The 12306-nt window shown below is 65.7% G+C and carries 12 protein-coding genes; 4 read left to right on the forward strand and 8 right to left on the reverse strand.

Annotated features, from left to right (window positions below; translation table 11 throughout):
* Window positions 1-27: 27 nt before the first annotated feature.
* The 4 genes from ACWCPQ_RS06125 to cqsA form a co-directional block, all read right to left on the reverse strand.
* Complete coding sequence (locus tag ACWCPQ_RS06125) at window positions 28-264, reverse strand: hypothetical protein (RefSeq protein ID WP_449895349.1); 237 nt, start codon at window positions 262-264, stop codon at window positions 28-30.
* Window positions 265-352: 88 nt separating this feature from the next.
* Window positions 353-1324: an AraC family transcriptional regulator ligand-binding domain-containing protein gene (locus tag ACWCPQ_RS06130; protein ID WP_449895351.1), complete on the reverse strand. Its 972-nt coding sequence runs from the start codon at window positions 1322-1324 to the stop codon at window positions 353-355.
* A gap of 88 nt (window positions 1325-1412) precedes the next feature.
* The gene (locus ACWCPQ_RS06135; RefSeq protein WP_449895353.1) at window positions 1413-2750 is read right to left on the reverse strand and encodes a cytochrome P450; all 1338 of its coding nucleotides are present in this window, start codon (window positions 2748-2750) and stop codon (window positions 1413-1415) included.
* A 235-nt stretch (window positions 2751-2985) separates the two neighbouring features.
* Window positions 2986-4161 (reverse strand): alpha-hydroxyketone-type quorum-sensing autoinducer synthase, encoded by a 1176-nt coding sequence (gene cqsA, locus ACWCPQ_RS06140; RefSeq protein ID WP_449895355.1) that lies wholly within the window; start codon window positions 4159-4161, stop codon window positions 2986-2988.
* A gap of 243 nt (window positions 4162-4404) precedes the next feature.
* Between cqsA and ACWCPQ_RS06145 the strand changes: the two genes are divergently transcribed.
* From ACWCPQ_RS06145 to ACWCPQ_RS06155, 3 genes are read left to right on the forward strand one after another with little or no spacing between them, the layout of a single operon-like run.
* Window positions 4405-4770: a phosphopantetheine-binding protein gene (locus ACWCPQ_RS06145; protein ID WP_449895357.1), complete on the forward strand. Its 366-nt coding sequence runs from the start codon at window positions 4405-4407 to the stop codon at window positions 4768-4770.
* Window positions 4763-5908 carry an acyl-CoA dehydrogenase family protein gene (locus ACWCPQ_RS06150; RefSeq protein WP_449895359.1) on the forward strand — a complete coding sequence of 382 codons (1146 nt, stop codon included), beginning with the start codon at window positions 4763-4765 and terminating at the stop codon, window positions 5906-5908. The genes ACWCPQ_RS06145 and ACWCPQ_RS06150 overlap by 8 nt, the downstream gene beginning before the upstream one ends.
* Complete coding sequence (locus ACWCPQ_RS06155; RefSeq protein ID WP_449895361.1) at window positions 5905-7524, forward strand: fatty acyl-AMP ligase; 1620 nt, start codon at window positions 5905-5907, stop codon at window positions 7522-7524. The genes ACWCPQ_RS06150 and ACWCPQ_RS06155 overlap by 4 nt, the downstream gene beginning before the upstream one ends.
* 321 nt (window positions 7525-7845) lie before the next feature.
* On the opposite strand, the gene ACWCPQ_RS06160 is transcribed toward ACWCPQ_RS06155, so the two are convergent.
* From ACWCPQ_RS06160 to ACWCPQ_RS06175, 4 genes are all read right to left on the reverse strand, one after another.
* Window positions 7846-8160 carry a DUF6802 family protein gene (locus ACWCPQ_RS06160; protein WP_449895363.1) on the reverse strand — a complete coding sequence of 105 codons (315 nt, stop codon included), beginning with the start codon at window positions 8158-8160 and terminating at the stop codon, window positions 7846-7848.
* A gap of 324 nt (window positions 8161-8484) precedes the next feature.
* The gene (locus tag ACWCPQ_RS06165) at window positions 8485-9858 is read right to left on the reverse strand and encodes a glucose-6-phosphate dehydrogenase (protein ID WP_449895365.1); all 1374 of its coding nucleotides are present in this window, start codon (window positions 9856-9858) and stop codon (window positions 8485-8487) included.
* On the reverse strand, window positions 9855-10028 hold the full coding sequence (locus tag ACWCPQ_RS06170; RefSeq protein WP_449895366.1) for a hypothetical protein: 174 nt from the start codon (window positions 10026-10028) through the stop codon (window positions 9855-9857). The genes ACWCPQ_RS06165 and ACWCPQ_RS06170 overlap by 4 nt, the downstream gene beginning before the upstream one ends.
* Window positions 10029-10314: 286 nt before the next feature.
* Entirely contained in the window at window positions 10315-10590 is a 276-nt protein-coding gene (locus tag ACWCPQ_RS06175; protein WP_449895368.1) for a LysR family transcriptional regulator, read from the reverse strand.
* Window positions 10591-11127: 537 nt separating this feature from the next.
* On the opposite strand from ACWCPQ_RS06175, the gene ACWCPQ_RS06180 reads away from it, so the two are divergent.
* Window positions 11128-12249, forward strand: coding sequence for a helix-turn-helix domain-containing protein (locus ACWCPQ_RS06180; RefSeq protein ID WP_449895369.1), 1122 nt, complete (start codon window positions 11128-11130; stop codon window positions 12247-12249).
* Window positions 12250-12306 lie beyond the last annotated feature (57 nt).

Genomic DNA, 12306 nt, shown 5'->3' on the forward strand with positions numbered 1-12306 from the left:
CCATGCCGAGCCCTGGATATCGCGCCCTCAGAGAGTTTTTTCGCGCGCTTCGACCGCCTCGACGGCCTCTTTCAGGCCGGCGGCGGGGTCGAGCCGGCGGAAACGCCTCACGGCCTGGACCTTCTTGTTCCGGCGCAGCAGATCATCGATCTCGGTGAAGTCGATGGGATCGGGGTCTTCGATCTTCAGGTGTCGCAGGATCAGATCGATTTTGCGCTCGAGACGATCGATCTTGCGCTCGAGGCGTGAGTAGTTGTCGAACACGGTGACACCGTAGCGAGCTCCTGCGGGCCCGCCCGAACCCCCGAGGCGCCACGCGATCGATCAGTTCCGTATGCGCGGACTCCGATGGTCAACCGTCCCGGGACCAGCGTCGGCGGGCACGGCGTAACGCCCTGGCGTCCGCGTAGCCCACCTGTCTCGCGGTGTCGAACCCGGCCGAATGGGACCGATCGACACGCTCCCACCGGGCACGGCGCGCACGATCGAGTTCCACACTCCACGTCGTGCCCTCCTCGGCGAGTCGGCGTTGCAGGCTGCGCTTGCTGGTCGCCAGGCGTCGGGCGACAGCATCGACCGTGACGTCTTCCGCGCCGAGCATGCCGCGCAGCACCTCGTGCACACGGACCGACCAGGTGGTGACGACCGGTTTCGGGAGGGGGAGGGTATCGGCGTAGCGGCCCACGATCGCGGCCAGGGCCGGATCCGCGGTTCTCAGCCGGCTGCTCAGGTCGGCAACGCGAAATGTCACTCGATCGGTCGGCATATCGAAGTCGATCCGGGTGGTGCCCAGTAGTTCGACCAGCCGGTCGTACCGGCGCGGGGCGCGCTGCCGAAAACCGACCCGCACCGGGGTGATCCGACGGGTGGTCAGCCGGCGAGCGCGAACGACGTTGGTCACCACCGCGAATTGCATGGCCAGCTCCCGCGCTCGGCCGACACCGTCGTGCAATCGGATATCGAGACTCGTCTCGCCCTCTTTCGCCGCCGCGACATCGAAATCGAAGTTCGTGGTGATCGTGTCCATGAACGGTTTACACGCCGCCAACCCCTCCCGCAGCGTCGGCGCGGTGGCCAGCAGATAGTCGTGCAGGCCGAACTTGCCCGGGGTGTACACAGCCGCCGCGCGGAGTGCCACATCGGGGTCGTCCAATGCGTGTTCGGTGAGTTCCCACAAGCGCAGCTGGCTGTCACTGGAGACCATCGCATCGGTGCTCGACAGCATCCAGTCCTCCAGGCCCGATTCACGGGCCATCCGCCACCGCTGCGCGGGAGCCAGACCGACACTGTCGAGCACATACTTCGGCAGAAGAATGTGATCCACGGCTTCCCCTACGCCATCCGACATCGAACCGGACGTGGCCGGCGCACTCCGCGCCACGACTCCGGACAGCCGTGGCGGCCGCTCGATGTCATCGGCGCCGCTCCTGCGCGACCATCACCAGGTTTCGCGGAGTGTAGGTACTGGCGGCGATCTTCTCCATCCGGCTGCCGGGGTCCGGCCGCAGGCGCCATCGACCGGCGATGATCGCCAGCGCGAGAGTCCCCTCGACCACAGCGAACACGTCACCGATGCATTTGCGTACTCCCGAACCGAACTGCAGCATCGCGTGCCGGGGCACGGAGGCGATCCGTTCCCGGGACCAGCGGTCCGGGTCGAACGTCGTCGGGTCGTCGAAGAAGCGCGGGTCCCGTTGCACTGCATAGGGACTCATCAGAACATCCGCTCCAGCCGGAATCCGGTATCGGCCGAGTTCGACCTCCGCGCGGGAACGGCGGGTCACGATCCACGCCGGCGGATACAGACGCAGGGTCTCGCTGACGACGTGTGCGGTGTAGGTGAGCCTCGGGAGATCGGCGTACTCCGCCGGGCGGCCGTCGAGCGCGTCGTCCAATTCCGCGTGCACGCGAGCCTCGATCTCGGGATACTCGGCGAAGACATGGAAAACCCATGACAGCAGCGCCGCCGTGGTTTCCGATCCGGCCACGATGATCGCGACCATCTGATCGTGGATCGCTCGATCCGACAGCGGCTTTCCGTTCTCCTCCCGCTCCGCCGACAGCATGCTCAGCAAATCGTCCCGGGCCGTGCCGTCCCGCTCGTTGTCGGCGATCACCCCGTCCACGAGCCGATGAAAGCGCTTCAAGATGGCGTCGTACTCCCGATTGCTGGGCAGCGGCAGTCGTTTCAGAGCCGGCAGCGGGGAGGTCATCCGCTGGAAGAACAACTCCAGCAACCTGGGCATACCGTATTTCACCTCAGTGGCCAGTTTCTCGCCCACCTCCGAAGCGATCAATGTCTTCGCCGCCACGGCGAGCGCCAGGGAGGTCATCTCGACCCGGACGTCGAAAGTCCGGCCCTCGTACCAGGCATCGACATGTGAGGTGATCTCCTCGCGCATGACGACGGCGTACTTCGCGATCCGGTCGCGCCGGAACGCGGGTTGCATCATCAGGCGCTGGCGCCGGTGCTCCTCACCTTCCGAAGCCACCAAACCGTTACCGAACAGGTCCCGCGCACCCTGGATCTGGGCTCCTTTGTCGAACGATCGTGCCTGGGCGACCAGGACCTCGTGAATCAGGTCGGGCGAACTCAGTACATAGGCACGCTGCGGTCCCAACTTGATCGAGACGATATCGCCCTCGTCGCGCAGTAATTCGAAAAAGGCCAACGGGTCCTGGCGAAATTGCCGGGCATGCCCGAGCAACGGCAGCCCTCCGGGGGCGGTGATGATCGCTGATGTCGACATACAGAGCTCCAAGATCTGAGTGAGACAGGAACCGGCCCATCATCCGGGCGCCGGGCGCCCACGCGTAAGGACCAATCGTGCCGAATCACCGCGAGGTGCGCCACCGTGTACACGGCGACTCCGGCGTTCGATACGGCGGGCGGATCGAAGACGGGAGCAGGTGGCGCGGGAGCGGCGCGGCTGTGCCACGAGATCGATTCCGCCGCAGTGGCTCCCGCCGCAGTGGTGCCCACGACTACGCCGCGGCGACTCCGAAGAGGTCACGGATGGCGGAGCAGGCTCGGACCAGGTGGGCTATCTGCGAATCCCGCAGCTGCGCGTGCAACGAGAATCGGATGAGGGTGCGGTGGCGGGCGGTAGCGGGTGGGCAGAACACCGCACCGAAGATCCCGCGTTCGTGCAGGAAATCTCGGATGGCGATGGCGCGCTTGTCCGGGCCGGTCGGTAGCGCGACAATATGGCTGTCCGAACCGTCGAGGTCGAATCCGAGCGCTGTCATCTCCGCCCGCAACACGGTCGACATCTCGCGCAGCCGGTCCCGCCGCCAGTCGTCGGTCCGGATGGCGTCCAGCGCGGCCGACAGCCCGGCGATGTCATGGGGCAACAACGTAGAGGAGAAGATCGCCGGGTAGGACTCCATTTTGAAGTAACCGGCGAACTCCGCCGAGTTCGCGGCGACGAAACCGGCGCGACCCGCGAATGCCTTGGACAGGCTGGCGGTTCGGAAATGCACGCGGTCGGTGAGCCCCGAGCCGACGACCGTGCCGGCACCCTTCGGGCCGTCGATACCGAGCGAATGGGACTCGTCGACCACCAGCGCGCTGCCGGACTCCTCGGCGATATCGCACAGCTGTGGAAGCGGACAGCGGCTGCCGTTGGTGCTGTATATCGCGTCGACGGCGATGATGCCCGGACCGTACTTCTCGATCTCCCGGCGTAGGTGATCGGTCAGGTTGTGCCGGAACAGGTGGATTCGCGCGCCGGCGGCCCGGGCTCCCTGCCACAACGACATATGCGCGAAATGATCGAGGTAGACCGGCGTCCGCGCGTCGGCGACAGTCTGCAGCAGGCCGACATTGGCGTCCCACCCCGACTGGCACAGGACACCCGACGCCGCTCGCATATGGCCCGCCAGCGCCTGCTCCAGGACGAGTTGTGGATGCTCACCGTGCACGAGCGCTCCCGAGGCGAAGATCCCGCCCCCGGCGGTCAGCGCGGCGGACATGGCGGCGGTCACGCGCGGATCCCTGGACAGTGCGAGATAGTCGTTGCTCATCAGAACGAGATCGGACGGCCCGGGCGTCCGCCCGTACAGAATATTCTGCCCACCCCATTCTCCGGCAATTCTCTCGGTATAGAAGGTGTTCATGCGCCGATGAATGCGATCGACGACGGTGTGCGAATTACTCACGACAGGGTGATCCGATCACTAGCAGAGAGGATCGAGCCGAATTCGATACAGATATGTAGTGAATCGTCCTCGGGTCGACAGCGGACAGGCTGTCCCACTTTCCACAGGCAGCTTCGGTCGACGATAGCAGTGCCGCGAATTACGCACGGCCGTAACGGCGGTTCCGTACGCACAGACCGAAGAATCCTAATATGAGCAGGTCAGCCCACCGATTCGACACCCCGGCCAACGCACCCGGACGGAATGGCACAGAACGCCCGACAGCTGGCACCGCATGGCAACTACCGGCGAGAAGGCGGCGGTATATTCGACCCGAAATCACGAATTCCGGCTCGATCCGGACCAATTGATGAGTGGATGGCAACGGTGGCTTCACTTCGGGAAAGATTGATAGATATCCTGTCCGCAGATCTGCATATCGCGCCGGAACGTTTCGTCCCGGAGGCAGAACTGATCGGTGGACTCGGCTTCGACTCGGTCAATTTCAGTATGGCAATGGCCGCCATCGAACAGCAGGTGGGTATTTCCCTGCCAGAGGCGGATGCGATGGGTTGCCGCACGTTCGGCGATCTCGAATCGCTGGTGGCAAGGATGCGGGTCGATGGCTGAGTCCTTCACCAGCGTTCTGGACGCTGCCTTGGACGAGGATGTCCGGACACTCGCCGACCGGGCCGAAGAGACCGGCCGATTCCCGAGAGAACTGATCCGGATGATCGCCGAACGCGGCGTCTACGCCGCCAAATGGGGCACCGACACCCGGCCCGACATCGCCAAGGTGGTCGCGTTCGCTGCACGGCTGGGCGCCATGGGCTCGTTACCGGTCGCCGCAGGTGCCGGCGTCCAGGACTCCTGCATCGCCGTGCTGCGCCGCTTCGCCGGCACCGACTATCTCCGCGATCTGACCGACCAGGGCATTCGCGGTGAAACGGTGTTCTGCATCGCGGGCACCGAGCGTTCCAGTGGGTCGGACCTGGCGCACGCCGAGTCGCAGTGTGTACGGGACGGTACCGGGTATCGGCTGACCGGCAGCAAGAAGTTCGTGACCTTGGCCCCCATCGCCGATGTGGCGCTGGTGCTGGTACGCGACGGTGAAACGCGTGCGGTGTCCCCCCACGCGGCGATGTTCGCGGTACCGGCCGACCAGTTGGATATCGGCCCGCCCCACGCTCTGGTGGGAAACACGTGTTTGAACACCTCACCACTGCGTTTCGACACCTGGGTACCCGCCGAGGCGATGATCGCCAGGCCGGGTCTCGGCTCGGCCGCGATGAACTGGGGACTGGCGCACGAAAGGCTCTGTATCGCAAGCCATGTAGTGGCGGTCTGCGAGGCGGCGATCGGCCTGACCGCGGCACGGATGCACCGGCGCACCCAGTTCGGCGCGACCCTCTTCGAACATCAGGCACTGCGCCTGCGGCTGGCCGACCTGCAGGCGCGCGTGCAGGTCATGCGGCTCGCGTTGCTCGGACTGAGCACGGCCGGCGAGGGGCTCGACCTGCGCACAGCCGCCGGATTGAAAGTCGGTGCGGCACGTCTCGGCGAGGAAGTGCTCGCCGAATGCATGCACATCTTCGGTGGAGTGGGTTATCTGAGCGAGCAGAGTCCGATCAGCCGTTGGTGGCGCGATATGAAGCTGGCCCGCGTCGCCGCCGGCGCCGACGAGGTGCTGTGGGAGCTGGTCGCGGTCGGCATCGTCGCGGACAACGACGCCTACGACCGCCTGATGGCCGACAAGGACGAGTGGTGAGCAGATTCACCGGGCAGATGTTCAGCCACGCGGAATGCCTCGACCACGGCATCGTGGTGGGAAAGCCGGAAAATATGGTCCGCCGCAGTTGGTCCGACGTACATCACGAGTCCCGGCGGATCGCGGGGGCGGTGAGCGGCCACGGCATCGGTCCGGGCTCGCGAGTGGCGATTCTCGCCGGAGATCCGGGCGATATCGCACCGGTGGTCCGGGCGATGTGGATGCGTGGCGCTTCGATCACCATGCTGCATCAGCCCACAGCTCGGACGGACCTCGCCCTCTGGTCCGCCCAGATCGACGTCCTGCTCGGCATGATCGAGGCCGACGCCGTCGTCCTGGGTGACCCGTTCGACGGACTGCCGCTGCCCCTGACCGTGCCGGTGCTGAGAGTGGTCGACTTGCTCGACGGACCGGATATCGACCCGGTGGACCCCGGCGAGGACGACACCGCACTGCTCCAGCTGACCTCCGGCTCCACCGGCTCGCCGAAGGCGATCGTCGTCACGCACCGGAACCTCTACGCCAACATCACCGCGATGGCACAGCGGATGGAGCTACGGCAGGGCCGCGATGTCACGGTCAGTTGGCTACCGCTGTTCCACGACATGGGCATGATCGCACTGTTGACCCTGCCCATGCAGCTGGGGCTGGACGCGGTGCTCGTCACCCCGGCGGACTTCCTGCGCTCACCACTGGTGTGGGCGGAACTCATCGACCGCTACCGCGCGACGATCACCGGCGCACCCGACTTCGCCTACGCATTGCTGGCCCGACGGCTCCGCCGGACCCCTGATCACATATTCGACCTGTCGTCGATACGGGTCGCGCTCGACGGTGCCGAACCGATCGACTGTGCCGCCACGGCCTCGTTCATCGCGGACGCGCGACGTTTCGGCTGGTCCGACACCGCTCTGCTGCCGGCCTACGGGATGGCCGAAGCGACACTGGCGATCTCCTCCCGCCCGCTACGGAGCGGGTTCGGCGTCGACACCGTCGATTCGACGGGAATCGATGCCGGCGACCATGCCCGATCGACGTCACACGGCCGCAGCTACGCCATCCTGGGCACCCCACTACCCGGTGTCGAGGTCCGGGTCACCGATCGCCGTGGTGCGCCGATGGGTGTTCGACGAATAGGCGAGTTCGAGATCCGTGGGGATTCGGTCACGAGCACATATGTGACGACCGACGGCATCGTCGCCGCGCAGGACGCGCAGGGATGGCTCCGGACCGGCGATATCGGATACCGCACCGAGGGGGGTGAGCTGGTGGTCTGCGGACGTCGTAAGGATGTCATCATCGTCTCCGGCCGCAACCTCTACCCGGCCGATATCGAGCGAACGATCGGCCGAGTAACGGGTGTGCGCCCCGGCAACGCCGTGGCGGTGCCGGTGGCCGCGGGCAGCCCGGACGAGAGTTTCGCCGTCCTGGCCGAGTCCGCACTGCACTCCGACACCGAACGAGCGGACCGGATCCGGCAGGAGATCGACGCGGCGATCCGCGACGCCTTCGGAGTCACCCCGAAGACGGTCGTGATCCTCCCGCCGGGTTCCCTTCCGAAAACATCCTCCGGCAAGCTCCGTCGCCACCGGGCTCGCCGGCTCGTCGAACTCTGATATCGACCGGCAACGGTCCGCCTCCGCCCCGGCCGATGGGTTCCGCTCGACTCGGCTTTGTTCAGGCAGAACACACAGGTCGAGGCCAGTTCCCCCGATATCACGGTGGTGCCCGACGAAGTCCGGGCAGTCGGACAGTTCGTCGCCGCGGACAACAAGCACCACATCGCTCACTGTCCCCACGCGGTAAGGTTTGCTCCCTCGGTCGGACCGGATGAGCCCAGCAGCGTCAGCTGATCTCGCGGATCACATTCCGGAACAGGCCGATGCCCACGAATCCCCGAAAATACCGATGTCGAACTCCGCGGGTTCGACATCCACTCACTCCCCCACTCTCCCCTGATCGGTCTGCCGCCACTCACCCGTCCCATCCGGATTGCGGTGGTATTCCCACGCCGAATAGTCGCCGTCGTTCTCCACCACGCTCAACCGGTCGGCGTAGCCGTCGAGATCGGTATCGGTCCAGACACTCGTCGAATCGGAACCGGTGGTGACGAAAGTGTCGAGGATGCCGTCGACGATGAGGTCCTGGGTGGGTGACTCCATTTCCACCGGCCCCATACCGTGGTCGTCCACCGACGAGGACGCTTCGAAACCAGGCATCCCGATACCCGGGAACTCTCCTGATGCAGGCATGGAATCTCCTCAACTCCGCAGGGCGACCGCGCGAATCTTCTGGTCCATCCTTCCATCCCCGACGGTACAGCGCGGCCCCGTTCCGGGGCCGGAACGGGGCGGCCGGTGGATGCTCCGGCATGATTCCCTTCGCAAGATCCAGTGAATAATTCAAGGGGCCGATGTATTTCAGGATCCTGAAGCGCGCCGCCGATCTGCAGAGCCCCGTCATGTCGAAGTTTCCGATCAGTGGCATCGGAGTCGCCCTCGGCTCGAATCACCCACTGGCGCCGACGCACGGAGCCCGATCCGCCCGGCCCGCGGGATGGCGGCGGACCGCAGTGCTCAGCGACTGTTGGCGGCACCGGCCGGGCCGCGTGAGCCCGCGGGGTAGTCGTCGAGCGGTACCAGGTCACGCGACCAGGCCGAAATGATGGGAGTGACGACCCGCCACGACTCTTCCGCTTCGTCGCCGCGGATCGACAGGGCCGGGTTCCCCCGCAGTACGTCCAGCAGCAGCCGCCCGTATGCGGGCAGTTCCGGTGCGTGGATCGGCGCAGTCATGGTGAGTGGGGCCAGCGTGTCCACGTTGGCGCCGACGACCGTCAGGGACAGGGCCAGGTTCTCCGGTTCGAGGCCGAATCGCAGTACGTTCGGCGCGGTGGTGTTCGCATCACCGAACGGCATATGCGGGACCGGGCGGAAGTGGACCGCCACTTCCTTGCGGTCGGCACCGAGAGCCTTGCCGGTACGCAACACGAACTTGGTTCCCGCCCACCGCCAGTTGTCGATCGCCAGTTCGACTTCGGTGAAGGTTTCGGTGCGTCGCTGTGGGTCCACGCCGGGCTCGTCGGCGTAGGAGGGTACGTGGCGTTCCCCGATCGCGCCGGCGTTGTATCGAGCGCGCCGGGTGCGGCGCGGGATGTCGTCGTCGGTCAGGGTGCGGATGGATCTCAGCACATCGACTTTGCGGTCACGCAGGTCGCGTTCGGACAGGGTGATCGGAGGTTCCATGGCCACCAGGCAGAGCAGCTGCAGGAGGTGGTTCTGCACCATGTCCTCGAGCGCCCCGACCCCGTCGTAGTAGCCGGCGCGGTCCTCCAGGGTGAGAGTTTCGTCCCAGATGATCTCGACTTCGGCGATATGCGCGCTGTTCCAGAGCGATTCGAGCACCCGGTTGGCCAACCGGCTCCCGAGCAGGTTCTGCACGGTGGTCATGGCGAGGAAATGGTCCACCCGGAATACGGCCTGTTCGGGGAGCAGGTCCGCCAGCAGCCTGTTGAGGGTCTCCGCGCTGGCGAGATCTTCTCCGAACGGCTTCTCGAGCACGAGGCGGCTGCCGGCGCGAAGATGCGCGCCGTGCAACGTCCGGACCGCTGTGGGGAACAACGACGGCGGCAGCGCCAGGTACACTGCCACCGGTCCGGCACCGGCGATCGTTTCGGCCACCTGGTGCGGGTCCTGGACATCGGCTTGCCGGTATCGCGCGGCGGTCGTGATGGCTCGTCGGGTGTCGGCCGGGATGTCCGGGCCGTGCTGATCGAATTGTTCCGCGACCCATGCCCGGAACTGTTCGTCGTCCCAGCCTTTCCGGTCGGCACATACGAGCTCGAAACCCGCATCGAGCTGCCCGGTCTCGTGCAGGGCGGCCAGCCCTGGTAGCAGGTAGCGTCCGGCCAGGTCACCGGTGCCGCCGAAGATGACTAGTCGCTGGATCATTGCGGGTCCGCCTTTACGCGTGCGAGGTTCACGCCATTGGCAATGACGCCGATATGGCTGAACTCCTGCGGGAAGTTGCCCATGAACGCACCGGTCGAGGGATCGATCTGTTCGGAGAAGCCGATTCGGATAGTCGTAGAAAAGGGCCTGCCGAAAGCGATAATTGCCAATTTAGCAGCCTCGCACTCGACTGCCGGTAAGCGTCATGCCCCGGGCGACGTCGGTGTGCAGGAATCGGGCATCATCGAACATCACCGATCTTTGCGGTGCTCACTCTCGAAGCACACAGATTCGCGGGTCGAAGGAACCACGCCGCTGGATCGACGGCCTGTCGAGTTCCCGCGACCCGCGGTAACAGTTCACGAAGCCGGCGTTCGTTAGCTGATTGCGATGACGCCGGCCTACGGCTCGAGTGCGGCCACGTGGGTCACCGGAGGGAACGGCGCAGCGAAGAGCTCACCCGGCCTCGGTCAGCAGCACCGACACGGCACTCTTCCTCAGCTGGTCCAGTTCGGCCAGGACGATTCGCGCCTGCACGACAACTCGTTCACCGGCCGGAGTGAGAGTCACCCGGCGGCTGGTACGGTCGAAGAGCCGGGCGCCCAGTTGGCGTTCGACACGCTGGATCCGGCGGCCGAAATGTCCGGCGGATACATAGTGGAGTTGTGCGGCTCGCCCGAAATGCAGCTCGTCGGCCAGCGTGACGACGCAACGCAACGACTCGACATCCACAGTCGACTCCTATCAGCTCAGCAGGCGGCGAGGATCGGGATGTGCGGCAGTGTGATCCGGTGTGCGGCAGTGTGATCCGGTAGGAAGGCGGTCGTCGTTCGTCGGCCGACCGGGTCGACTCGCCGCATTCTCCGATTTCGCGTCGGCCGGCAGCAGACCCCGCTGCGCGGCGGACCTCCCGGATCGGCCCGACCGGGCCGGACGGTCGGGCCGGATCGTCGCGGGGCGCGAACCGCGGAATCGTAATCGGCCCAGCGCCTGTGGGTCCGCTCGAACAGTTTGCGAATGATGGTGGTCATGACGGCAACTCCGAAATAGGTCCTGTCACGAACCGGCTCTCCGCCGGACCATGGAGGTGACGCCGCCCAGGTCGGCGGCCACAGCCGGGTACTCGACGCCACCTCACCAGTCCGCCCGAACCGGAACCGATTAGGAAATCCAGTATCGAGGGAGGCCACCCACCATGGCGATGGGCAACCGCAACCACTCTGAGCCGCCCCGTTGTGCACACACACAGCGAACGTTAGGTTGACGGCGATGAGCCAGGACATCCACAGCGAGCACTCCCGCCTGCTGCTCGAATTGCGCGCAGATTCGGCCGCGATCTCCGCGCTGGTAACCGCGCGGATCGGGATCGATGCGAACGACTACGACGACACCGCACTCGGCCACGACGAATTACTCCTCCTCGTCACCGACAGTTGTGCGGCATGGCTCGACGCCATCGCCGAGCTGCCGTACTCGCTCGAACCCGCTCGCCGAGCCGGACGCCTCAAAGCCGAGCGGGGTATCCCGCTGGAGAGCCTGCTGCACGCCTTCCGCCTCGCGGGCCTGGCGATCTGGGAGATCATTGTCGAACACGCCGGACCGGATGATCACGCCGCGTTGTCACGACTTTCCACGCTGGTATGGGCCACTGTCGACGACTACTCCATCACGGCCACCGAGGCATACCGGCAGGTAGTAGCAGTAGGGGCCGAGAAATCCGATCAAGGGCTACTACGAGCCCTCCTCGATCCAGCACTTCCGCACGCTCAACGCGAAAGCGTCAGAAAGAGATTGCGCCTGCCCACCCCGGCCACACTTGTCGTCCTCGCCGGTCCTGTCGACTTCGTCGCGGCCGGGGTCACGACTGTCCACACCCGGCTCGCCCAGGAGCGCGTTACGCTCGCCGCCGCGGTTTCGCCGACCACGCTCGACCACGCGCTGCGCGCCGCACCGGTGCGAGCCGGGGCGAGCCGCCCGTTCACCGAAGTCGATTCCGTACCGGTCGCTCTCGACCAGGCACGACTCGCGCTTCGTTGCATGAGCCCGGCAGACACCGGAATCCATATCTACGGTTCATGCCCGGATCGTGCCCTGATCGCCGCGAACCCCGCACTTGCCGCGGATGTCTTCGCGGATGTGCTGGTCCCGTTCGATCGACTCCCGCCCGGCGAGGCCGACCTGCTCGTACAGACCGCATTGGCCTGGTACGAACTCGGCGGATCTACATCAGCAGTGGGGGCACGCCTTCACCTACATCGCAATACAGTCCTGAATCGCCTGCAGCGGATCGAGCGGCTGACCGCGACAAACTTTGCGGTGCCCGCTGAAGCGGCACTGCTGTATCTCGCACTGCAAACGCGCTTACTCCGTCCATCGACCGACCGTCCCTGACCGCCCTCGGCCGTCCCGGCGCCTGCCGGTGCAGTTTACCGGAACATATCGTGGTAC

It is taken from the genome of Nocardia sp. NPDC001965 (assembly GCF_053594175.1).

What these genes read in the sequence shown, in the direction of transcription:
- ACWCPQ_RS06145 (WP_449895357.1), top strand. Translation starts at nt 4,405, where the DNA reads ATGGCACAGAACGCCCGACAGCTGGCACCGCATGGCAACTACCGGCGA.
- ACWCPQ_RS06160 (WP_449895363.1), bottom strand. Translation starts at nt 8,160, where the DNA reads ATGCCTGCATCAGGAGAGTTCCCGGGTATCGGGATGCCTGGTTTCGAA.
- ACWCPQ_RS06165 (WP_449895365.1), bottom strand. Translation starts at nt 9,858, where the DNA reads ATGATCCAGCGACTAGTCATCTTCGGCGGCACCGGTGACCTGGCCGGA.
- ACWCPQ_RS06135 (WP_449895353.1), bottom strand. Translation starts at nt 2,750, where the DNA reads ATGTCGACATCAGCGATCATCACCGCCCCCGGAGGGCTGCCGTTGCTC.
- ACWCPQ_RS06150 (WP_449895359.1), top strand. Translation starts at nt 4,763, where the DNA reads ATGGCTGAGTCCTTCACCAGCGTTCTGGACGCTGCCTTGGACGAGGAT.
- ACWCPQ_RS06180 (WP_449895369.1), top strand. Translation starts at nt 11,128, where the DNA reads ATGAGCCAGGACATCCACAGCGAGCACTCCCGCCTGCTGCTCGAATTG.